The following is a 21,789-nucleotide window of genomic DNA, read 5'->3' as shown; positions in this document are numbered from 1 at the left end:
ACCGGAGTGGTCACCCGGTGTGGGATACTCAGGGTGGCCGCTGGGCCGCGGGGCGCACGTGAGAGGTGCTGCCTGCGGCGTTGTGGCCCGGTGATGTGCGTGAACTCCCGCGACGCGCGTCGCTGCCCGTGAACCGGGCGGCTGGACGACGTGGCGGGCGGCCGGGGGCCGCGAATGCCTCACGCACGCACGCCGCCGAGCAGACCTTTGACCGGGTTGCGCGTCACCGGAGAGCCGGTGCGACGTCCGGTCGTCGGGCAAGGATTCCCGCCGCTGGTGACCACCACGGCGGAACGAACAGAAAGGGGCCCCTGCGCGGCCGCGTCCCTGCCGGTGCGAACCGGCAGACGCGCCCGGGGGCGGAGGAGACACATGTCGAACGCGGAAACACCCGCCGAGCACACCGGCGGGAATCCCGCCACACCCACGGGCGGCCCGCTGGCCGACCTGCCGCCCCGGATCCGGGTGCACGCGCTGGCCAAGCTGTTGGAGTCGCACAGCCGGGACGTCCTCGCGAAGCTCGCCGAGCTGGGCGAAAGCGTGCGCAGCGCGCAGTCGAGCGTGACCAGGGACGTGGCGCTCAAGGTGGCCGAGGCCTTCGCGCCTGCCGAACCCGCCGGTGAGACGCCCGGTGAGACCGAGAACACGCCGGCCGAGCCGCCCGCCGAGACCCGCCCGGCGGTGCCCGAGGTGCCGGTCGCCGAGGCCGAGAAGCCGCGCCCGCGCCAGAAGACCCGCGCGCACCTGCCGGTGTTCGCCGCGCCGTCGCCGGTCTTCCTGCCGCCGGAGCCCGCCGAGCCCACGGCCAAGCCGGCCCGCAAGCCGGCCGACCCGTTCGCGGAGCCGCCGTCGCGGCCCGAGCGCGAGGTCGCCGAGGAAGAGACCGAAGACACCACGCCGGACGCCGAAGCCGGTGCCGACGAAGACGGCGAGGACGCCGGCAGCCGCCGTCGCCGCCGCCGGGGCCGTCGCGGCCGTGGCCGGGGCAAGGGCGCCGAGGGCGGCGACGAGACCGCCGAGGCCGAGGAAGACCAGGCCGAGGAGCAGCCGCGCCGCAGGGGCCGCAACGGCGACGAAAAGCCCGAAGCGGACACCGAAGAGGCCGAGGACGCCGCCGAGTCGTCTGCGTCTTCGGAGGCCGAGAGCGACGCCGACGAGGGCGAAGGCGGCAGCCGCCGTCGCCGCCGCCGTCGCCGCCGCAAGGGCTCGGACGGCGACGACGCCGAGACCACCGACGACCCGCCCAACACCGTCACGCACGTCCGCCAGGCGAAGGCCGAGCAGCCCGAGCGCCCGGCGCGCGACGAGGTGCGCAGCGTCCGCGGGTCGACCCGGCTCGAAGCCAAGCGCCAGCGCCGCCGCGACGGCCGCGAGGCGGGCCGCCGCCGTGCCCCGATCCTGTCCGAGGCCGAGTTCCTGGCCCGGCGCGAGTCGGTCGAGCGCACGATGGTCGTCGCCGAGCACGGCGACTCCACCCAGATCGCGGTCCTCGAGGACGGCGTGCTGGTCGAGCACTTCGTGACGCAGTCGGGCTCCGGCTCGATCGTCGGCAACGTCTACCTCGGCCGCGTCCAGAACGTGCTGCCGAGCATGGAGGCCGCGTTCATCGACATCGGCCGCGGCCGCAACGCGGTGCTGTACGCCGGCGAGGTCGACTGGGACGCCGCCGGCCTGGAGGGCAAGGCCCGCAAGATCGAGCAGGCGCTCTCCACTGGCGACTCCGTGCTGGTCCAGGTCACGAAGGACCCGGTCGGGCACAAGGGCGCCCGGCTGACCACGCAGATCTCGCTGCCCGGCCGCTTCCTCGTCTACGTGCCCGCGGGCGGCGCCACCGGCATCTCCCGCAAGCTGCCGGAGAACGAGCGCCGCCGCCTGAAGGACATCCTCAAGCGGATCGTCCCGGAGGACGCGGGCGTCATCATCCGCACCGCCTCCGAGGGCATCGGCGAGGAGGAGCTGGGCCGCGACGTCGACCGCCTGAAGGCGCAGTGGGACGTCATCAAGGAGAAGGCCGCCGCCGGTTCCGGCAAGAAGGGCGGCGCGCCGACCATGCTCTACGAAGAGCCCGACCTGCTGGTCAAGGTCGTGCGTGACCTCTTCACCGAGGACTTCACCAAGCTGGAGATCCAGGGCGACCGGTCCTGGGAGACGATCAACGGCTACGTCAGCCACGTCGCGCCGGAGCTCACCGAGCGCCTCAAGCGCTACACCGGCACCGGCAGCGCCTTCGCCGACCACCGGATCGACGAGCAGATCACCAAGGCCCTCGACCGCAAGGTCTGGCTGCCGTCGGGTGGTTACCTGGTCATCGACCGCACCGAGGCGATGACGGTGATCGACGTCAACACCGGCAAGTTCACCGGATCGGGTGGCAACCTCGAGGAGACGGTGACCCGCAACAACCTGGAGTCGGCGGAGGAGATCGTCCGCCAGCTCCGGCTGCGGGACATCGGCGGCATCATCGTGATCGACTTCATCGACATGGTGCTCGAGTCCAACCGCGAGCTGGTGCTGCGCCGGCTCACCGAGTGCCTCGGCCGCGACCGCACGCGCCACCAGGTCGCCGAGGTCACCTCGCTCGGCTTGGTGCAGATGACCCGCAAGAAGATCGGCACCGGCCTGCTGGAGGCGTTCTCCACGCCGTGCGAGCACTGCAAGGGCCGGGGCGTGCTCGTCTCGACCGAGGTGCAGCGGACGGCCGGCTCGCCGTCCCAGGGCGGCAACGGCAACGGCGGCAACAGCGGTGGCGGCGGCGGGGAGAAGAGCTCCCGCCGGTCGCGGGGCCGCGGCAAGGGCGAGGAGGCCGCCAAGGAGCAGGCCGAAGCCGCCAAGACCGAGGTCCACGCGGTCCCGCCGCCCGAGAAGCGCGAGTCGATCGCGTCGGCGGTGGCGGCGATGGCGAACGCCTCGAAGGCCGCCAAGGAGCACGACCACGGCGCGCTGAACGGCAACGGGCCCGTCCCGGAGCCGGCCAGGGAGGTCGCGGACGTCCCGGCGACCACGGAGGCGGACGAGACGCCGGTGGCGGCCGAGCCGCCCGCCGAGCCCGCCCAGGAGGTCGCCGGCACCCCGGTGACCACCGAGGCCGACGAGGTGCCGGTGCCCCAGGACCAGGAGCCCGAGGTCGAGACGTCCTCGGCCCCGGAGCCCGCCGAGGAGCCGGTCACCGAGGTCACCGTGCCCGAACCGGCCGTGCGCTCCACCCGGCGCCGTCCGCGCCGGGCGGCGTCGAGGCCGGCGGGCCCGCCGGTGCACGCCTCCGACCAGAGCAAGTGAACAACTAGGGGGACCCCGGTGGTAACGCACCGGGGCACCCCACGTAACCTGTAGTACGGCCTGCCACCAGAGCAGGTCGCCTGCGCGAGTCCAGGACCGCCGTTCCACAAGGTGGGCCGATCGCGCGGAGCCCCCACCCATTGTCGAGTAATGCAGGAGACTTCCGTGTCGGCGTACGCGATCGTCAAGACCGGCGGCAAGCAGTACAAGGTGGCCGTCGGCGACGTGGTCGAGGTCGAGAAGCTCGAGGGCAAGCCGGGCACCGAGCACATCCTCCCCGCCGTTCTGTACGTCGACGGTGGCGAGGTCACCACGGACGCCGACGCGTTGGCGAAGGTCTCGGTCACCGGCAAGGTCGTCGAGCAGACCAAGGGTCCGAAGATCCGGATCCACAAGTTCAAGAACAAGACGGGCTACCACAAGCGCCAGGGTCACCGGCAGAAGCTGACCCGCGTCGAGGTCACCGCCATCTCCCTGTAAGGGTTTCCGGATCTTCGTTCTTCAGAAAGAGGACTGAGCTATGGCTCACAAGAAGGGTGCGTCCAGCTCCCGCAACGGTCGTGACTCGAACGCGCAGCGCCTCGGCGTCAAGCGCTTCGGTGGCCAGGAAGTCAACGCGGGTGAGATCCTCATCCGCCAGCGCGGCACCAAGTTCCACCCCGGCGTGAACGTCGGCCGTGGCGGCGACGACACGCTGTTCGCCCTGGCCGCCGGTGCGGTCCAGTTCGGCGAGAAGCGTGGCCGCAAGACGGTCAACATCGTGCCGTCGGAAGCCTGAGTCTTCGGCTTCTGTCTAGACCTCTGACGAGGGGTGGGGCCGGAATATCCGGTGCCACCCCTCGTTTGTTTTGTTCGTACCTTGTCGTTGAGTGAAGTGAGGCAAAGTCATGGCGTCCCGGTTCGTGGACCGCGCGGTCATCCACCTGACCGCCGGTGACGGGGGCAACGGCTGTGCCTCGGTGCACCGCGAGAAGTTCAAGCCCCTCGGCGGCCCCGACGGCGGCAACGGCGGCAACGGCGGCGACGTCCTGCTGGTCGTCGACCCGAACGTGCACACCCTGCTCGACTTCCACTTCCGCCCGCACGCCAAGGCCGGCAACGGCAAGATGGGCCAGGGCAGCAACCGGGCCGGCGCGGCGGGGGAGACGCTGGTGATGAAGGTGCCGTCCGGCACCGTCGTTTTCACCGAAGACGGCGAGATGGTCGCCGACCTGATCGGCCCGGGCACCACCTTCGTCGCCGCCCAGGGCGGCCGCGGCGGGCTCGGCAACGCCGCGCTCGCGTCGAAGGCCCGCAAAGCCCCCGGGTTCGCCCTGCTGGGCGAGCCGGGCGAGGCCCGGAGCCTGACGCTGGAGCTGCGGTCGGTCGCCGACGTCGGCCTGCTCGGGTTCCCGTCCGCCGGCAAGTCGTCGCTGATCTCGGTGCTGTCCGCGGCCAAGCCGAAGATCGCCGACTACCCGTTCACCACGCTGGTGCCGAACCTTGGCGTCATCACCGGCGGCGACACGGTGTTCACGATGGCCGACGTGCCCGGCCTCATCCCCGGCGCGTCCGAGGGCAAGGGCCTCGGCCTGGACTTCCTCCGCCACATCGAGCGCTGCGCGGTGCTGGTGCACGTCGTCGACTGCGCGACGCTGGAGCCGGGCCGCGACCCGCTGTCCGATGTGGACGCTCTGGAGGCCGAGCTCGCCAAGTACACGCCGAGTCTCGGTGGGAAGCTCGAAGAACGTCCCCGCGTGGTCGTGCTGAACAAGATCGACGTCCCGGAGGCCGCCGAGCTCGCCGAGTTCGTGCGCCCGGACTTCGAAGCCCGCGGTCTCCAGGTGTTCGAGGTCTCGACGGCCTCACGCAAGGGGCTGCGGGAGCTGACGTTCGCGCTGGCCGCGATCGTCGAGAAGTACCGCGAGGCGCAGCCGGTGCTGGAGCCGGAGAAGATCGTCCTGCGGCCGCTGGCCGTCGACGACTCCGGCTTCACCGTCGAGGTCGACCCGGAGGAAGAGGGCGCGTTCATCATCCGCGGCGCGCGCCCGGAGCGGTGGATCCGCCAGACCGACTTCGGCAACGACGAGGCCGTCGGCTACCTCGCCGACCGGCTCAACCGCCTCGGCGTCGAGGACGAGCTGGCGAAGCTCGGTGCGCGGCCGGGCAGCCCGGTCACGATCGGCGACGTCCAGTTCGAGTGGGAGCCGTCGACGCCTTCGGTGGCGGTCCACCTCTCCGGGCGCGGCACCGACGTCCGCCTGGAGCGCACCGACCGGGTCGGCGCGGCCGAGCGCAAGGAAGCCCGCCGGATCCGCCGCGACGGCACCGGCGAGGACGACGACGAGCTGGACTTCGACGCGTGAGCGGCACCCGCGAAGCGATCGCGGCCGCGCGCCGGTTGGTGGTCAAGGTCGGCTCGTCGGCGCTGACTACGGCGGGCAGCGGGCTCGACGTGGCCCGGCTGGACGCGCTGGTCGACGCGATCGCCGAGCGCGTCGCCCGGGAAACGCAGATCGTCCTGGTGTCGTCGGGCGCGATCGGGGCGGGCCTGGCCCCGCTCTCGCTGGGCAAGCGCCCGCGTGACCTGGCGACGCAGCAGGCGGCGGCGAGCGTCGGGCAGCTGGCGCTGGCCCACGCGTACGCCGAGTCGTTCGGGCGGTACTCGCTGACGGTCGGGCAGGTGCTGCTGACCTCCGACGACGTCGTCCGCCGGTCGCACTACCGCAACGCGCAGCGGACGTTCTCGCGGCTGCTGGCTTTGGGCGCGGTCCCGGTGGTGAACGAGAACGACACGGTGGCGACCGAGGAAATCCGCTTCGGCGACAACGACCGCCTGGCGGCCTTGGTGGCCCACCTGATCGGCGCCGACGCGCTGGTCCTCCTGTCCGATGTGGACGGTTTGTACGACGGAGATCCCCGCAGTGGTGCCACCCGCAAGCTGACGGAGGTCCTGTCGGAGTCCGATGTGGACGGCATCTCGGTCGGCATGTCCAGCTCGGGCCTGGGCACGGGCGGCATGGTCTCGAAGCTCGCGGCGGCTCGCACGGCGGCGGGAGCGGGCATCCCGGTCCTGCTGGCGGCGGCCTCGGAAGCGTCGGCGGCGTTGACGTCGGCATCCCCGGGAACGGCGTTCGCCCCGGCGGACACGCGCCTGTCGGCCCGCCGCTTCTGGCTGGGTTACGCGGCGGACACCACGGGCAAGCTCCGCCTCGACGACGGCGCGGTGACCGCGGTGGTCCGCCGCCGCAGGTCCCTCCTGGCGGCCGGGATCACCGGCGTGGACGGCGAATTCCAGGCGGGCGACGTGGTCGACCTGGTCGACGCGAAGGACCGCCCGGTCGCCCGCGGAGTGGTCGCGTTCGACGCAACGGAACTCCCGGACCTGATCGGCCGCTCAACCCCCGAGCTCCCGGAGGAGCAGCGAAGAGAGGTCGTCCACGCCGACGACCTCGTCCCCCTCCGCCGCTGACCGCCGTGTCGCCTCGCCAATCACGTGTGATGCCCCCTCAATCACACGTGATTCCCGAGGCATCACCGTGTCGCCCCTGCAATCACGTGTGTCGCCCCCTCAATCACACCTGATTCCCGAGGCATCACCGTGTCGCCCTCTCAATCACGTGTGATGCCCCTTCAATCACGCGAGTTGCCTCTCCGAGCACGCGAGATGCCCCTCCAAGCACGCGAGATGCCTCTCCAGGCACGGTGAGGCCCCGCCGGTCGGTGTTCGGGTGAGGTCAGGCCGAGCTCAGCCCAGCGAGACCAGGCGGGCGCCGCCGTCGGCTTCCAGGACCGTGCCGGTCAGGTTCCGGTTCGTCGCCGCCAGCGTCACCACCTCCGCCACGTCGTCCGCCGTCGCGACCCGACGCGCCGGGAGCGATGCCGCCGCCTGCGCGAAGAACCCTTCCCGCACCTCCGCCGGGAAGCCGCTCCACCACGCCGTGTCCACCACGCCCGGCGACACCGCGTTCACCCGCCGCGGCGCCAGCTCGACCGCGAGCGGCTTGACCAGCGCCTCGATCGCCGCGTTCAGTGCTCCGATGCCCGCCGTGCCGGCCATCGCCGCCCGGGCCGTGATCGCGCTCAGCAGCGTGATCGACCCGTCCGCCGCCAGGTGCGGCAGCACCGCCTGGATCGTCGTCAGGTGCGCCCAGAACTTCGCGTCGAACGCCCGCCGCAGCATCGCGAGGTCCAGCGTGTCGACCGGCCCCATCCCTTCGGCGCCGGACAGGCTCACCACCAGCACATCGACCGTCCCGAGCGACTCGGCCAGCGAGGCCATCGCCACGGCGTCGCCGCCGTCGGCCTGGTGCCCGGTCAGCTCCGGATCGCTCGACGCGACGTCGTCGAGGCGCTCCTTGGCGCGCCCGGTGACGTGGACGTCGTATCCCTGCTGCTGCAGCCGTCGCGCGGTCGCCAGGCCGATGCCCGAAGTGCCGCCGGCCACGAGAGCGATGCTCATGTCTTGTTCCCCATTTCGAACCGGTACGTCTCGTTTCGAATTCGACGCTACCATCGGATCCCATGACCGACCAGTCCCGCCCCGGCCGCAAGCGCAGCGAGCAGAGCCGGCTGGCGATCCTCGCCGCCACGCTCGACCTCGTCGGGGAGGCCGGCTACGGCGCACTGACCATCGAAGGCATCGCCGCGCGCTCGGGCGTCGGCAAGCAGACGATCTACCGCTGGTGGCCGTCGAAGGCCGACGTCCTGCTCGACGCGCTCGCGACTAAGGCCGACCTGCAGATCCCGATCCCCGATGCGGGCTCCTTCCGCGCCGACCTCGGGCACTTCCTGGACAGCACGTTCGAGCTGGGGGAGAAGAGCCAGGTCGCGGACACGCTGCGGGCGCTGATGGCGCAGGCGCAGCTCGACCCGGAGTTCGGCAACCGCTTCCGCGAGGACTTCCTGCGCCGCCGCCGCGAAGCGCTGGGCACGATCGTCGACCGCGCCCGCGAGCGCGGCGAACTGCCCGCCGGCGTCGCTCCCGGCACGGTCGTCGACGTCGTGTTCGGCACGCTCTGGTACCGGCTCCTCGCGACACGGGAGCCGATCGGCCACGGCCTGGCGGGCGAACTGGTGACGCTACTGGCGGATCACGGCGCTTCGACCGCCGAGATCCGGTAGCGCGCCACCGACGCGTCGAGGATCCGCGCCGCCTGCTCGCTCGAGGGCCCGGATCCGCGGAACCGCTCGAGGTCCGCGTCGGACTCCCAGCGCTCGTACACCGTGATCCGGCCGGGGTCGAGCAGGTCGGCGCCCAGCGCGTACTCCAGGCAGCCGGGCGCCTCCCGCGCGAGCCGGACGGCTTCGGCGCAGCTGTCGAGGTAGGCGGCGCGATCTTCGGGAGCCACGGCGAGCCAGCCGGCGATGATGATCACGACGCGATCCGGTCCGCTTTGATCGTGAGCAGCAACCGCGTCTGGTCGCGGCCGCCCCACCACGGGTACGGGCCGCCGAGGTAGCGCTGTGCGAGCTCCTCGATGTGCTCGACGGCGCCGTCCTCGGTCACGTCGACGACCTGCCCGCGGATCGCGTAGTAGCGCGACGGCCGGTCGCGGTCGGCGACGTTGAGCGCCACCCGCGGGTCGCGCGCGATGTTGCGCTGCTTCTGGTGGCCCAGCACCGTGTTGACCAGGATGTGCGTGCCGTCGGTGTCCACCCAGGTCTGGGTGAGCTGCGGCGAGCCGTCCGGCATCAGCGTCGACAGGAAGCAGAGGCTGGGCTCGCGAAGGAGAGCGAGCAGGTCGCCGGGCAGTTCCACAGTGGTCTCCCGCTAGAGCTGGTCGGGCGCTTCGATGCCGAGCAGGGAAAGCCCGAGCGCAAGCGTGTTCGACGTCAGCGTAGTCAACCTCAGCCGTGACGCGCGCAGCTCCTGCGTCGTCGCCTTCAGGACCGGACAATCGTCGTAGAACCGGGAAAACGCGACGGCCGTCTCGTACAGGTACGTGCACAGCTTGTGGGGCGCGTACGCGGCCGTCGCGGCCTTCACCGCTTCGCCCAACCTGAGCAGCTTCAAGGCCAACGCCCGTTCCGCGGGCGCTTCCAGCAGGATTTCCGCGCCGCCGGGCACCCCGCCCGCCTTCTGGAGAATCGACTGCGTCCGCGCGTGCGCGTACTGGAGGTACACCGACGTGTTGCCTTCTTTGGCCAGCATCCGGTCCCACGCGAAGACGTAGTCGCGTTCGCGGTCACCGGACAGGTCGGCGTACTTGACTGCGCCGATGCCCACCGCCCGGGCCACTTCGGCCTGGCCCGCCGCGTCGAGCTCGCTGCGTTCGGCGACGACCGCGGCGGCCTGCGTCACGGCTTCGGAGAGCAGGTCGGCCAGCTTGACGGTCTCGCCGGCGCGGGTCCGCATCGCCTTGCCGTCCGCGCCCAGCACCGTGCCGAAGCCGATGTGCTCGGCGTGCCCGGTCAGCCAGCCCGCCGCGCGGCAGGTGGCGAACAGCATCGCGAAGTGCTGTGACTGCGACGCCCCGACGACGTAGAGCAGGTCGGTGGCACCGTGCTCGGCCGTCCAGTACCGGACGGTCGCCAGATCCGTGGCGGCGTACCCGTATCCGCCGTCCCGCTTGCGGACGATCAACGGCAGCCGGTCGCCCTCGCGGTTGCGGAACCCTTCGGGGAACACGCAGATCGCGCCGTCGCTGACCTCGGTGAGGCCGGCGGCTTCGAGATCGTCGACGACCGCGGCGAGGTACGGGTTGTAGAAGCTCTCGCCGTAGATGTCCTTGTCGGTCAAGGAAATTCCCAGCAGGTCGTAGACCTCGTTGAAGTGCCGGGTCGACTCGTCGACGAGCTCCTGCCAGACGGCGAGGGTGTCCTCGTCGCCGCTCTGCAGCTTGACGACGCGCGTGCGTGCCCGCGTCGCGAACGCTTCGTCGCTGTCGAACTTCCGCCGCGCTTCGCGGTAGAAAGCGTCGAGATCGGCGATCGCGCGTTGCCCCGCGGAGATGTCGAGCAGGTGCTCGATGAGCATGCCGAACGGCGTGCCCCAGTCGCCGAGGTGGTTGTGCGGCAGCACTTCGTGCCCGGCGAAGCGCAGCAGGCGGGCGAGCGCGTCGCCGATCACGGACGAGCGCAGGTGCCCGACGTGCATTTCCTTGGCCACATTCGGGCTGCTGTAGTCGAGCGCGATCCGCCGCGGTGCGGTGGTTTCCGGCACGCCGAGACGCGGATCGCCGAGCAGCGCGCCGGTGGTCGCTTCGAGCCATTCCTTGCGCAGCAAGAAGTTCAGGAAGCCCGGCCCGGCCACTTCGGGCGGATCGGCGATCCCGTCGAGCTCCAGGGCCCCGGCGATCAGCCCGGCCACTTCGCGCGGCGGCCGGCCGAGCTGTTTGCCCAGGCTCATCGCGAGGTTGGCCTGGAAGTCGACGCCCTCACGCGGCGACGCCTGCACGAGCGCCTGCTCCGGCGTGAGTCCGACGTCCAGTGCCCGGCCGGCGGCGGTCACCACGCGGCGCGCCAGCTCCTCGGTGACGTCGGCGGTCTGCTGCACGGTGTCCTCCTTCGGCTCGGTCACGGGGACCCGCAGCGTAGCGAGCGTGACCGGCCGGTGACGAAGGGTTTACCGCAGCTCGCTGCCCTTGGTTTCGGGCAGCGTGAGGATCACCGCGAACGCGATCGCGGCGCCCACGGCGACGTACCAGAAGTAGAGCGTCTGCGACACGGTGCCGAACAGGGTGATGAGCAGGGGAGCGGTGCCGCCGAAGATCGCGACGGTCAGGTTGTACCAGGCCCCGATGCCCAGCCCGCGCAGTTCGGTGGGGAACAGCTCGCTCATGATGGCCGGCGCGATCGACGTCATCGCCGTGTACAGCCCGAGCCCGACGCAGAACACCACGAGCAGCCCGCCGGCGTTCGGACCGATCAAAGTGGACAGCGGCACGACGACCACCGCGGTCACCCCGGACCACACCAGCAGCTGCGGCTTCCGCCCGATCCGGTCGGCGAGGGCACCCATCGGGTACTGCAGCGCGATGAACAACGCCGTGCCGGCCGACAGTGCGAGGAAGACGGCGTCCGCGTCCGCGTGCCGGTTCTTCACCGCGAACGACGTCAGCGCGCTGAAGAACGTGTAGTAGCAGAGGGTCGACAGCATCGTGAAGCCGACGAGCCGGCCGACCGCCTTCGGGTGGTGGGTCAGCGTGGTCAGCAACGGCCGTTCGATCTTCCGCGCCTTGACCTTCGTCTGCTCGAACAGCTCGGTCTCGGCGAGGCTGCGGCGCAGCCACAGCCCGACCAGGCCGAAGACCCCGCCCAGCAGGAATGGCAGCCGCCAGCCCCACGACGCGAGCTGGGCCTTGTCCAGTGTGCGGGCCAGCACAAAGCCGAGCACCGTCGCGACCAGCACGGCCGACCCGGTCGAGATGTAGAAGAACGCCGAGTACCGCCCGCGCCGCTCCGGCGGCGCGATCTCGCCCAGGTAGGCCGACGCGTTCGACACCTCGCCGCCGAGGGACAGCCCCTGGGCGACCCGCGCGAGCAGCAGCAGGACCGGCGCGAACCAGCCCACCTGGGCGAACGTCGGCAGCAGCCCGATCGCCACCGACCCGCCCGCCATGAGCAGGATGGTGAGGATCATGGCCGGCTTCCGCCCGCGCGTGTCCGCGAAGCGCCCGAGCAGCACCCCGCCCAGCGGGCGGAAGAAGAACGCGAGCGCGTAGGTGGCGAACGTGTTGATCAACGCGAGCGTTTCGTTCCCGGCGGGGAAGAACGCACTGGCGAAGTAGATGCTGAACGTCGCGTAGATCGTCCAGTCGAACCACTCCAGCGCGTTCCCGGCACTCGCGGCGAACAGCTTCCGCACCGGCAGCCGGTGGCGCTGCGACGCCTGGACGGCGGATTCGGTCATGGCGGCCTCCACGTCACCCGAAGGTGGAACGGGACTTTGCCACATTCCTTCGCAGTACGAAAGATCCTGACTGTCTCCTTTCGCTGTCCTCCTCCCTCAGGCCGTGCTGGCCAGCGCGAACGGCAACACCGCCGGTGCCCCGGCCCGCCGCAGCAGCCGCGCGGCGAGCGTCATCGTCCAGCCGGTGTCGATGACGTCGTCCACCAGCAGCACCGGCCCCGACGGCAGCACGCCCGCGAGGTCGGCCGGCATGCTCAGCCGCCGCCACAGGTCGGCCAGCCGCTGCGCGCTGTTCGCCTGACGCGGCGGTGGCCCCTCGGCGTCGAGCGCGCCGAGGAACTCCAGCCTGCCGATCTCGGCCAGTCGCGTCGCCAGGCTGTACACGAGCTGCGGCCGCGTCTCCGAGGGAACGGCGACCACCGCGACCGGCCGTTGGGCCCACTGCCAGCCGGCCAGCACCTGCACGCACGCCTTGAACACCGAGTCCGGTACCTCGGCGTCCTTCGCCTGGGGACCCACCAGCTCTCGCAGCCGGTTGCCCCAGCCGACGTCGGTGAGCCGCCCGAGCACCTGGCCCGGCTCGGCCTGGTCGTCGGCCGAGATCCGGCCGGACACCGGTACGTCCAAAGAGGACATCCCGGTGGGCCATTGCTTCCGCGGCGCGACCTCGACGCCCGGTCGCTGCAGCCGTTCGCGGGTCGCTTCGGCGACGTCTTCGGCCACCGTCGCGTCCCAGTGCTGCCCGGTGCAGTTGTCGCACCGCCCGCACGGCGCCGCCTCGGGGTCGTCGAGCTGGCGGCGCAGGTACTCCATCCGGCAGCCGCCGGTGGCGAGGTAGCCGAGCATCGCCTCCTGCTCGCGGTCGCGCGCCTCCGCGACCCGCCGGTAGCGCCCGCGGTCGTACTGCCATTCCTCGCCCGTGCTCGTCCAGCCGCCCTTCACCCGCCGGACCGCGCCGTCGACGTCCAGCACCTTGAGCACCATTTCCAGCCGCGACCGGGAAAGCTCGACCGACGGCTCCAGCGCGGCCGTCGACAGTGGACGGTCGGCGTAGGAGAGGGTGTTCAGCACCTGCGTCACCCGTAGCTCGTCCGGGAAGGCCAGCGACCCGAAGTAGGCCCAGATCGCCTTGTCCTCCTCGCCGGGCAGGAGCACGACTTCGGCGCGTTCCACGCCACGCCCGGCGCGGCCGACCTGCTGGTAGTAGGCGATCGGCGACGACGGCGCGCCGAGGTGGACGACGAACCCGAGGTCCGGCTTGTCGAACCCCATGCCCAGTGCGGATGTCGCGACCAGTGCCTTGACCCGGTTGCCGAGCAGGTCGTCCTCGGCCGCCTGCCGGTCGGCCGGGTCGGTCTTGCCGGTGTAGGCCGCCACCGGGTAGCCGCGGTCCTTCAGCAGTGAAGCGACGTCGTGCGCCGCTGCCACGGTCAGGCAGTAGATGATCCCGGACCCGGGCAGCCCGGCCAGGTGTTCCGCGAGCCACGCCAGCCGCGCCTGGGACGTCGGCAGCCAGCACACCGACAGCCGCAGGCTTTCCCGGTCGAGGCTGCCGCGCAGCACCAGCGTGTCGCCCCCGGTGCCGAGGCCCAGCTGCTCGGCGACGTCGGTGACCACGCGGTCGTTCGCGGTCGCCGTCGTCGCCAGCACCGGGACGCCTTCCGGGAGATCGCCCAGCAGCGTGCGCAGCCGCCGGTAGTCCGGCCGGAAGTCGTGGCCCCAGTCCGAGATGCAGTGCGCCTCGTCGACCACCAGCAGGCCGGTGCTCGCGGTCAGCTTCGGCAGCACGTTGTCGCGGAAGTCCGGGTTGTTCAGCCGTTCGGGGCTGACGAGCAGGACGTCCACCTCGCCGGCCGCGACCGACGCCTGGACCTGGTCCCACTCCTGCGGGTTCGCGGAGTTCATCGTCGCCGCGTGGATCCCGGCGCGCGCCGCCGCCGAGATCTGGTTGCGCATGAGGGCGAGCAGGGGCGAGACGATGACCGTCGGCCCGCTGCCCTGCTCGCGCAGGAGCGCCGTGGCCAGGAAGTACACCGCCGACTTGCCCCACCCGGTGCGCTGCACGACCAGCGCGCGGCGCCGCTGCGCGACCAAGGCCTCGATGGCGGTCCATTGGTCTTCGCGCAGCTTCGCCGCATCGCCGGCCAATGCCCGGAGGAGCGTCTCGGCGCGGTCGCGGAGGGCTGAGGTGGTGCTGGTCGTGTCCACGTCCCCACGTCTACCCCATGACACCGACAGATCGGGAGTCGGCGGTGCCGCGAACGGAGGGTTAGCGACGCATACGGGCCGTATTGTGACCTGAATCACATGTTTTGCCCGGTCGGGCGAGGTGGCGAAGAGCACCAGGCCGCGGGGCGCCCGGCCTTATAGGCTCTCCGGTCATGTCACCACGGCGGATCGGGGTCATGGGCGGCACCTTCGACCCCGTGCACCACGGCCACCTCGTCGCGGCCAGCGAGGTCCAGTCGCGGTTCGGGCTCGACGAAGTGATCTTCGTCCCCACCGGGCAGCCGTGGCAGAAGACCGCCCGCGAGGTGACCAAGGCCGAGGACCGCTACCTGATGACGGTGATCGCGACCGCGTCCAACCCGGTCTTCTCCGTCAGCCGGGTGGACATCGACCGCGGCGGCCCCACCTACACCGTCGACACGCTGCGCGACCTGCACGCCGAGTACCCCGAAGACGAGCTCTTCTTCATCACCGGCGCGGACGCCCTCGAACAGATCCTGACCTGGCACAAGGCCGAAGAGCTGTTCGACTTCGCGCACTTCATCGGCGTCACCCGGCCCGGGTACCGGCTCAACTCCCACCACCTGCCCAGCGGCAAGGTGAGCCTCGTCGAGGTGACCGCGATGGCCATTTCGTCCACCGGCTGCCGCGATCGGGTCGCCCGCGGGGAGCCGGTCTGGTACCTCGTTCCCGACGGCGTCGTCCGCTACATCGCCAAAAAGGACCTTTACCGGAAGAGCGACTGAACCGCCGCCGGTCCCTGCGGGTACCCTTCTCGGGCGAACCCGATCTGGAAAAGGAGCACCGTGGCAGCCACGTCCGAGGCTCGAGAGCTGGCCGTAGCGGCCGCCCACGCGGCGGCGGACAAGAAGGCCAGCGACGTCGTCGTGCTGGACGTGTCCGAACAGCTCGTCATCACCGACGCCTTCGTCATCGCCTCCGCGTCCAACGAGCGCCTGGTCGGCGCGATCGTCGACAACGTCGAGGAGAAACTGCGGGAGAGCGGCCACAAGCCGGTCCGCCGCGAAGGTGCCCGCGAAGGGCGCTGGGTGCTGCTCGACTACGTGGACGTCGTCGTGCACGTCCAGCACGTCGAAGAGCGCTCGTTCTACGGCCTCGAGCGGCTCTGGAAGGACTGCCCGCGCATCGAGGTCGCCGGCCTCGAGGAGCCACCCGCCGACGAGGACCCGGACCTCCCGTGAGCCCGCGGCGGCTGGTGCTCTGGCGCCACGGCGAGACGGACTACAACGCCGCCGGGCGGATGCAGGGTCACCTCGACTCGGCGCTGACCCCGCGCGGCTGGAACCAGGCCCGGTTCGCGGTGCCCGCGCTGGCCCGCTTCTCCCCGGACCTCGTCATCGCCTCCGACCTGCGCCGGGCCACCGACACCGCCACCGTGCTCACCGACGCCATCGGCGTCCCGCTGAGGATCGACAAGCGGCTCCGCGAGACGCACCTCGGCGAGTGGCAGGGCCTCACCGGCGAGGAGGTCGACCAGGCCTACCCCGGTGAACGCGACCGCTGGCGCACCGACGCGACCTGGGCCCCGCCGGGCGGCGAGAGCCGGGTCGACGTCGCGGACCGCGCGGGTGACGTCGTCACCGACCTGCAACGGGCCAATTCCGCGGCGGGCGACACCGTGCTGCTGGCCGCGCACGGCGGGCTGATCATCGCGCTGACCGCGCGGCTGCTGGACCTGCCGGTCGTCAGCTGGCCGTCGCTCGGCGGGATCTCGAACTGCCACTGGGTCGAACTGGGCCGCCGCGACGGGAAGTGGCGGCTCCACGCCTACAACGCGGGGATGCACGGCTAGCCGATGGGGCCGCGCCTGCTGGTGTTCGGCGATTCGCTGAGCTTTCACGGTCCCGAGGGACCCTGCGCCGCGGACGAGCCGCGGCTGTGGCCCAACGTGGCGGCCGCCGCCTTCGGCGGTACCGCCGACCTGGTCGCGGGCATCGGCTGGAACGCACGGGACGCGTGGTGGTCGCTGACCGGCGACCCGCGCGTCTGGGCCGACCTGCACCACGTCGACGCGGTCGTCCTGGCGGTCGGCAGCATGGACACGCTGCCGTCGCCGTTGCCGACCTACCTGCGCACCGGACTGCGCTACCTGCGGCCCGACCCGGTCCGGCGCGTGGTCCGCAAGGCCTACCTGGCCGCGCAGCCCCGGCTTTCGGTCGCGTTCCGCGGCCGTCCCACGGTGCTGCCGGCCAAGCTCACCGTGCAGTACCTCGACACGGCCGTGGGCGCGCTGCGCGTCCTGCGCCCCGAGCTGCCGATCTTCGGCTGGCTGCCGTCGGTGCACCGCGCGGCGGCCTACGGCGGCGTGCACACCGCCCGCCCCGCCGCGGCGGCCGCGATGGCGGCGTGGGGCACGCGCGCCGGGGTCCCGTTGCTTGACCTCGAAGCCGTCGTGGGGGCGCACGTCCTGAGCGGAGAGGGCAACCCGGACGGCATGCACTGGGGCTGGCAGGGGCACGCGGCGGTGGGCGACGCGATGTCCGTGTTGATGGCGCCGGTGCTGGCCCCCGGCCACGTAGGCTGACGGCGTGTCGGTCGCCGTAGTCACGGATTCCACCGCCCACCTGCCGGAGGGCTTCGCCGAACGGCACTCGGTCCGGGTGGTGCCCCTGCACGTCCTGGTCGACGGCGTGGTTTCCCTCGACGGCGTCGAGACCGGACCGGCGGCGGTCGCGGAGGCGATGAAGCAGCGGAAGATCGTCACGACCTCACGTCCGACACCCACCGAGTTCGTCAAGGAGTACCAGGCGGCGCTCGCCGAGGGGGCAGACGCGATCGTGTCGGTCCACCTGTCGCGGGAGCTGTCCGGCACCTGGGAAGCGGCGGTGCTCGCCGCGCAGGAGGTCGGGCCGGACCGGGTCCGCGTCGTCGACTCGCGGACCACCGCGATGGGGCTCGGGTTCGCCGCGCTGCGCGCCGCATCGGCCGCCTCCGCCGGAGCTTCGGCGGCCGACGTCGAGGCCACCGCGGTGGCCGCGGCAAGCTGCTCGTCGACGCTGTTCGTGGTGGAGACCCTGGACCACCTGCGCCGCGGCGGCCGGATCGGCCCGGCGGCGGCGCTGCTGGGCACGGCGCTGGCGGTGAAGCCGGTGCTGCACATGTCCGACGGCCGGATCCTGCCGCTGGAGAAGGTCCGCACGATGAACCGGGCGATCGCGCGCCTGGTCGAGCTCGCGGCCCAGGCGGCGGCCGACGACGACGTCGAACTCGCCGTCCACCACCTCGCCTCGCCGGAACGGGCGGTCGAGCTGGCGAACCGGCTCGAGGAGGCGGTGCCGCGTTCGGCGGGCTGCGTGGTCTCCGAGCTGGGTGCGGTGATCGGGGCGCACACGGGGCCCGGGGTGCTGGGGGTCGTCGTCCAGCGGACGGTCCTGCCCCGGAGCTGACGCCCGGGGAATCCATCCACAACACCCCGGTTGTCCACAGGACGCGACGCCACCCCTGTCGGACACCTCCCCGCGCACCCTAACGTCGATCGTGTGTTCGAGCAGTCCGCCCGGGATCCGGGCTCTTCCGTCAACGACCGGCTCTCCTGGCTGGCCGACCAGCTCTCGCCCGATGCGAGCACGGTCGGCCCGGGCGGCCGGTTGGTCCGGCGCTGGCTGCCGGGCGGATCGGCCGGAACGGGCCGCCGCCGGTGGGCGCTGGCCGCTGTCTTCGCGGCGGTCGTGGTGATCGTCCTCGGCGCGGTCGCGCTCGTGGGCGGCGCTCCGGCGCCCGAAGCACCGCCCGCGCTGCCCAGCGCGCAACCCAGCGAGAAACGGCCTGCGGGCAGCGCGCCGCCCGCGGGTCTCGTGATCAGCGTGATCGGCCGCGTCCGGTCGCCGGGCTTGGTCACGGTGCCCCAGGGCGCCCGGGTGGCAGACGTGCTGCGAGCGGCAGGCGGCCCCGAGCCGGGAGCGGAGCTGGGCGCGCTGAACCTGGCCCGCAAGGTAGCGGACGGAGAGCAGCTGGCGGTCGGCATCCCGGCACCAGCACCGGACCCCGAAGCACCGGCGGGCGGCGGAAAGGTCGACCTCAACACGGCATCGGCGGACCAGCTGGACACACTGCCGGGAGTGGGCGAGGTGATGGCCAAGCGCATCGTCCAGTGGCGCACGGACCACGGCGGCTTCACGAAGGTGGAGCAGCTGCGCGACGTCGACGGCATCGGGGAAAGCAAGTTCGCTCGCCTGCGAGAGCAGGTGACGGTCGGATGAGCATCGTCCCCGTCCCCGTCCCCGTCCCCGTCCCCGTCCCCGTCCCCGACGCCGGGCAAGGCATGCGGCTTGCGGGGTGGGCGGTCGCCGAGCGGCTCGCGGCAGGCGCGCATCCTTGGCGCCGGCCAGCACCACTCGCCCTCCGGCGGCCGGGCCGTTCGTCAGCAGCACGCAAAGTCGGCCTCGATCGCTTGCGGGAGAAGGCTGCCAACTGCCTTCCGCGGCTGCGCAGGCCGGCCGACGGCGCTCGGTGCCGTGGTCGAGCTCGTTCACTCTCCGGCGGTGATGGCCCTATGCGCACCAATCCCGCCTCGGGCGCCCGGCAAGGCATGCCGCTTCTGGAGGGCGTGGGAGCGTCGTCGAATCGGGTGTTGCAGCCGTGTGTTCGCGGCGTCGGCTGGGGCCGTTTTCTGGCAGCGCGCGAGGACACGCCGGATCGTTCGCCGGAGAAGGCGGCGGTCGTTGAACGCTTTTCGCGGTTGCGCGAGCCGGCCAACGGCGCTCTGTGCCGTGGGCGTAGTCGATCGTTTTCCGGGGTGATGGCCCGATGAGCACCAACCCGGCCCCCGGCGCCCGGCAGGGCACGCGGCTTCTGGAGGGCGTGGGGGCGTCGTCGAATCGGGTGTTGCCGCCGTGTATTCGGTGCGCCAATTGGGCCGTTCTTTGGCACCTCGTGAGGACGTGCTCGATTGTTTGCAGGAGAAGGCGGCGGTCGCCAACTGCCTTCCGCGGTTGCGCGAGCCGGCCGGCGGCGCTCGGTGCCGTGGTCGAGCTCGTTCGCCTTCCGGAGGTGACGGCTGGATGAGCACCAGCCCCGCCCCCGACACCCGGCAGGACATGCGGCTCGTCCCGGCCGCCGCGGCGTGCTGGTTGGCGGCCTTGACCGGCCTCCTCCTCGGCTGGTGGACGGCCCTCGCCACCGGCCTCGCCGCCACAGTCGCGGCCGGTCTCGTGCTGTGGCGCGCCCGAGACCACCCCAGGGCGCGCGACACAGCGGCAGCCCTGCTGATCCTCGGCCTCCTGGCCGCCGGCCCGATCACCTGGCGAATCCGCGACGCCCAACGTGACGAGCTACGCGCCTCCGCGGCCGAAGGGCTGCCGGCAGCACTGCAGGTCATCGTCGCCGAACGCCCTAAGCCCGTGCGCAGCGCGGGGTATGCCGATCGGCAAGCCGGCGCCCGATCGGTCGTCCTCACAGCCGACGTCCGCACGGCCTCGGTCGACGGAAGACCGGTCTCCTCGTCCGGTCGCGTCCTGCTGCTGGCCCCGGTCGAACAGTGGACGTCCCTGCTGCCAGGCCAAGAGGTGACCGCGACGGGCCTGCTGATGCCGCCACGCGGCTCGGACCTGACCGCGGCCGTGCTGTCGGTGCGCGGCCCGCCAGGGGAGCCCGGCCCGGCGCCGTGGTGGCAGCGGGCGGCGGCCGGGCTGCGCGCCGGCCTCCACGACCTGTGCCAGGTTCTGCCGGACGAACCCGCGGGCCTGCTGCCAGGGCTGGTACTGGGCGATACGAGCGCGTTGTCCCCACGCGTCGAGCAGGAGTTCGTCTCGGCGGGCCTCGCGCACCTCACCGCGGTCAGCGGCGGCAACCTGGCGGTCGTCTGCGGGGCGGTACTGCTCCTGTTGCGCCTGCTCCGGCTCGGGCCCCGGCTGTCGGCCGCGGCGGCCGGGACGTGCCTGGCCGGCTTCCTCGTCCTCGTCGGTCCGGAGCCGAGCGTGTTGCGCGCGGGCGTCATGGCGGCCGTGGCGCTCCTGGCCCTGGCGCTGGGACGCCGTGGTTCGGCGTTGCCGGCGCTGGCGTTCGCGGTCTGCGTGCTGGTGGTGGCGGATCCGGCGATGGCCACGGACTTCGGCTTCGCGCTGTCGGTCTGCGCCACCGGCGGGCTGGTCCTGCTGGCACCCCGCTGGGCCGATGCCCTGGTCCGCCGCGGGATCCCGCCCGGATTCGCGGAAGGGCTGACGATCCCGCTGGCGGCTTTCCTGGTGACGGCGCCGGTGCTCGCGGGCATGGCGGGTTCGGTGAGCCTGGTTTCGGTGCTGACAAACGTCCTCGCCGCGCCCGTGGTGGCCCCGGCGACGGTGCTCGGCGTGCTGGCGACCCTCACCGGCCCGTGGTGGCCGGGCGCCGGGAAGGTCCTGGTGCACCTGGCCGATCCGGAGGCCCGGTGGCTGATCACCGTCGCCCGGCACGGCGCGCGGGCCCCGGGCGCCGTCATCGCCTGGCCCGGTGGCTGGACGGGTGGTCTCCTGGCCGCCGCCGTCCTCATCGTGCTGATGCTCGCGGTCCGGCACCGGCGAGTGCGGGTGCTGATGGCGGTGCTCGTGGCCGGCGCGCTGCTGGTGTTCGTCCCGGTCCGGGTGCTGGCGCCCGCCTGGCCGCCGCGGAACTGGGCGATGGTCGAGTGCGACGTCGGCCAGGGCGACGCCGTCGTGCTGGCGACGGCCGAGCCGGGGCGGGCGGTCGTCGTGGACGCCGGACCCGAGCCGGGCCCGGTCGACGAATGCCTGCATCGGCTGGCGGTCGACCGGATCCCGCTGCTGGTGCTGAGCCACCTGCACGCCGACCACATCGGCGGGCTCGCCTCGGTCTTCGACGGCCGCGCGGTCGGCGCGATCGCCGTCGGCCCCGGGCGGTCACCGGGCTGGGCGTGGCGGCAGGTCGCCGCCGAGGCCGCGCGGCGGGCGGTGCCGCTGGTGGAGCTGAACCCGGGCGAACGGCTGGCCTGGCCGGGCCTGGCCATCGACGTACTGGGCCCCCGCTACGTACCGGCGAGGCAGGACGGGCCACAGGACGGCACGACGATCAACAACAGCTCGGTGGTGCTGCGCGCGGAGACCACGGCAGGCCGGGTCCTGCTGACCGGCGACGTGGAACTGGCGGCCCAGGCGGACCTGCTGGCCGACATCGGAGATCTGAAGGCGGAGGTGTTGAAAGTCCCGCACCACGGAAGCAGGTATTCGCTGCCGGCGTTCCTCGCGGCAGTGGCCCCACGGGTGGCATTGGTCAGCGTGGGCGCGGGAAACACGTACGGACACCCCAGTAAGTCCACAATGGACACACTAGCGGCTCTCGGCGCACGAGTCACCCGCACTGACCTGGATGGCGACACGGCGGTGGTCACCGGAACGGCAATATCCCGCCGAGGCGAGCCCCGCGGCCCACCTCGCCGGTGACGGCCGGCCAAGCCTGGGAACGGCGAAGACCGTCGTAGGCAACGCGGTCGGCAACTC

General features: G+C 72.1%; 19 protein-coding genes. 13 read left to right on the top strand and 6 right to left on the bottom strand.

What is annotated here, in order from left to right:
* Nucleotides 1–372: 372 nt before the first annotated feature.
* From ACWEGE_RS15145 to proB, 5 genes are all read left to right on the top strand, one after another.
* Nucleotides 373–3,276, top strand: coding sequence for a translation initiation factor IF-2 N-terminal domain-containing protein (locus ACWEGE_RS15145; RefSeq protein ID WP_449661035.1), 2,904 nt, complete (start codon nucleotides 373–375; stop codon nucleotides 3,274–3,276).
* 165 nt (nucleotides 3,277–3,441) lie between these two features.
* Complete coding sequence (gene rplU / locus ACWEGE_RS15140; RefSeq protein ID WP_043777828.1) at nucleotides 3,442–3,756, top strand: 50S ribosomal protein L21; 315 nt, start codon at nucleotides 3,442–3,444, stop codon at nucleotides 3,754–3,756.
* Between the two features lie 40 nt (nucleotides 3,757–3,796).
* Entirely contained in the window at nucleotides 3,797–4,054 is a 258-nt protein-coding gene (gene rpmA, locus ACWEGE_RS15135) for a 50S ribosomal protein L27 (RefSeq protein WP_086846674.1), read from the top strand.
* Between the two features lie 109 nt (nucleotides 4,055–4,163).
* Nucleotides 4,164–5,621: a GTPase ObgE gene (gene obgE / locus ACWEGE_RS15130; RefSeq protein WP_449661034.1), complete on the top strand. Its 1,458-nt coding sequence runs from the start codon at nucleotides 4,164–4,166 to the stop codon at nucleotides 5,619–5,621.
* Nucleotides 5,618–6,727 carry a glutamate 5-kinase gene (gene proB / locus ACWEGE_RS15125; RefSeq protein WP_449661033.1) on the top strand — a complete coding sequence of 370 codons (1,110 nt, stop codon included), beginning with the start codon at nucleotides 5,618–5,620 and terminating at the stop codon, nucleotides 6,725–6,727. The genes obgE and proB overlap by 4 nt, the downstream gene beginning before the upstream one ends.
* Nucleotides 6,728–7,003: 276 nt before the next feature.
* Here proB and ACWEGE_RS15120 read toward each other — a convergent pair whose 3' ends face one another.
* Complete coding sequence (locus tag ACWEGE_RS15120) at nucleotides 7,004–7,717, bottom strand: SDR family oxidoreductase (RefSeq protein WP_449661032.1); 714 nt, start codon at nucleotides 7,715–7,717, stop codon at nucleotides 7,004–7,006.
* A 62-nt stretch (nucleotides 7,718–7,779) separates the two neighbouring features.
* Between ACWEGE_RS15120 and ACWEGE_RS15115 the strand changes: the two genes are divergently transcribed.
* Nucleotides 7,780–8,379: a TetR/AcrR family transcriptional regulator gene (locus ACWEGE_RS15115; protein ID WP_449661031.1), complete on the top strand. Its 600-nt coding sequence runs from the start codon at nucleotides 7,780–7,782 to the stop codon at nucleotides 8,377–8,379.
* On the opposite strand, the gene ACWEGE_RS15110 is transcribed toward ACWEGE_RS15115, so the two are convergent.
* The 5 genes from ACWEGE_RS15110 to ACWEGE_RS15090 all read right to left on the bottom strand — a co-directional run bounded on the left by ACWEGE_RS15110 (nucleotide 8,349) and on the right by ACWEGE_RS15090 (nucleotide 14,317).
* Nucleotides 8,349–8,633 carry a putative quinol monooxygenase gene (locus ACWEGE_RS15110; RefSeq protein WP_449661030.1) on the bottom strand — a complete coding sequence of 95 codons (285 nt, stop codon included), beginning with the start codon at nucleotides 8,631–8,633 and terminating at the stop codon, nucleotides 8,349–8,351. The genes ACWEGE_RS15115 and ACWEGE_RS15110 overlap by 31 nt on opposite strands.
* Nucleotides 8,630–9,016, bottom strand: coding sequence for a PPOX class F420-dependent oxidoreductase (locus ACWEGE_RS15105; protein ID WP_449661029.1), 387 nt, complete (start codon nucleotides 9,014–9,016; stop codon nucleotides 8,630–8,632). Before ACWEGE_RS15105 ends, ACWEGE_RS15110 begins: the two co-directional genes overlap by 4 nt.
* 12 nt (nucleotides 9,017–9,028) lie before the next feature.
* On the bottom strand, nucleotides 9,029–10,753 hold the full coding sequence (gene argS / locus ACWEGE_RS15100; protein ID WP_449661179.1) for an arginine--tRNA ligase: 1,725 nt from the start codon (nucleotides 10,751–10,753) through the stop codon (nucleotides 9,029–9,031).
* A 69-nt stretch (nucleotides 10,754–10,822) separates the two neighbouring features.
* On the bottom strand, nucleotides 10,823–12,109 hold the full coding sequence (locus ACWEGE_RS15095) for an MFS transporter (RefSeq protein ID WP_449661028.1): 1,287 nt from the start codon (nucleotides 12,107–12,109) through the stop codon (nucleotides 10,823–10,825).
* Between the two features lie 96 nt (nucleotides 12,110–12,205).
* On the bottom strand, nucleotides 12,206–14,317 hold the full coding sequence (locus ACWEGE_RS15090; RefSeq protein ID WP_449661027.1) for a RecQ family ATP-dependent DNA helicase: 2,112 nt from the start codon (nucleotides 14,315–14,317) through the stop codon (nucleotides 12,206–12,208).
* 197 nt (nucleotides 14,318–14,514) lie between these two features.
* Between ACWEGE_RS15090 and nadD the strand changes: the two genes are divergently transcribed.
* The 7 genes from nadD (at nucleotide 14,515) to ACWEGE_RS15055 (ending at nucleotide 21,732) form a co-directional block, all read left to right on the top strand.
* A complete protein-coding gene (nadD, locus tag ACWEGE_RS15085; RefSeq protein WP_449661178.1) occupies nucleotides 14,515–15,084 on the top strand; it encodes a nicotinate-nucleotide adenylyltransferase in 570 nt (189 codons plus the stop codon).
* 60 nt (nucleotides 15,085–15,144) lie between these two features.
* Entirely contained in the window at nucleotides 15,145–15,540 is a 396-nt protein-coding gene (gene rsfS, locus ACWEGE_RS15080) for a ribosome silencing factor (protein WP_449661026.1), read from the top strand.
* Nucleotides 15,537–16,151: a histidine phosphatase family protein gene (locus ACWEGE_RS15075; protein ID WP_449661025.1), complete on the top strand. Its 615-nt coding sequence runs from the start codon at nucleotides 15,537–15,539 to the stop codon at nucleotides 16,149–16,151. The genes rsfS and ACWEGE_RS15075 overlap by 4 nt, the downstream gene beginning before the upstream one ends.
* A gap of 3 nt (nucleotides 16,152–16,154) precedes the next feature.
* A complete protein-coding gene (gene octT, locus ACWEGE_RS15070; RefSeq protein WP_449661024.1) occupies nucleotides 16,155–16,883 on the top strand; it encodes a diglucosylglycerate octanoyltransferase in 729 nt (242 codons plus the stop codon).
* Nucleotides 16,884–16,887: 4 nt separating this feature from the next.
* Complete coding sequence (locus tag ACWEGE_RS15065; protein WP_449661023.1) at nucleotides 16,888–17,745, top strand: DegV family protein; 858 nt, start codon at nucleotides 16,888–16,890, stop codon at nucleotides 17,743–17,745.
* A gap of 93 nt (nucleotides 17,746–17,838) precedes the next feature.
* Complete coding sequence (locus tag ACWEGE_RS15060) at nucleotides 17,839–18,558, top strand: helix-hairpin-helix domain-containing protein (protein ID WP_449661022.1); 720 nt, start codon at nucleotides 17,839–17,841, stop codon at nucleotides 18,556–18,558.
* An 801-nt stretch (nucleotides 18,559–19,359) separates the two neighbouring features.
* Nucleotides 19,360–21,732 carry a ComEC/Rec2 family competence protein gene (locus tag ACWEGE_RS15055; protein WP_449661021.1) on the top strand — a complete coding sequence of 791 codons (2,373 nt, stop codon included), beginning with the start codon at nucleotides 19,360–19,362 and terminating at the stop codon, nucleotides 21,730–21,732.
* Nucleotides 21,733–21,789 lie beyond the last annotated feature (57 nt).

It is taken from the genome of Amycolatopsis sp. NPDC004747, from assembly GCF_053601335.1.
The sequence above is the reverse complement of the archived record's forward strand: the minus strand, read 5'-3'. Positions and strand labels throughout refer to the sequence as shown.

What these genes read in the sequence shown, in the direction of transcription:
- ACWEGE_RS15145 (WP_449661035.1), top strand. Translation starts at nt 373, where the DNA reads ATGTCGAACGCGGAAACACCCGCCGAGCACACCGGCGGGAATCCCGCC.
- rpmA (WP_086846674.1), top strand. Translation starts at nt 3,797, where the DNA reads ATGGCTCACAAGAAGGGTGCGTCCAGCTCCCGCAACGGTCGTGACTCG.
- obgE (WP_449661034.1), top strand. Translation starts at nt 4,164, where the DNA reads ATGGCGTCCCGGTTCGTGGACCGCGCGGTCATCCACCTGACCGCCGGT.
- ACWEGE_RS15120 (WP_449661032.1), bottom strand. Translation starts at nt 7,717, where the DNA reads ATGAGCATCGCTCTCGTGGCCGGCGGCACTTCGGGCATCGGCCTGGCG.
- ACWEGE_RS15115 (WP_449661031.1), top strand. Translation starts at nt 7,780, where the DNA reads ATGACCGACCAGTCCCGCCCCGGCCGCAAGCGCAGCGAGCAGAGCCGG.
- ACWEGE_RS15095 (WP_449661028.1), bottom strand. Translation starts at nt 12,109, where the DNA reads ATGACCGAATCCGCCGTCCAGGCGTCGCAGCGCCACCGGCTGCCGGTG.
- nadD (WP_449661178.1), top strand. Translation starts at nt 14,515, where the DNA reads ATGGGCGGCACCTTCGACCCCGTGCACCACGGCCACCTCGTCGCGGCC.
- octT (WP_449661024.1), top strand. Translation starts at nt 16,155, where the DNA reads ATGGGGCCGCGCCTGCTGGTGTTCGGCGATTCGCTGAGCTTTCACGGT.
- ACWEGE_RS15055 (WP_449661021.1), top strand. Translation starts at nt 19,360, where the DNA reads ATGAGCACCAGCCCCGCCCCCGACACCCGGCAGGACATGCGGCTCGTC.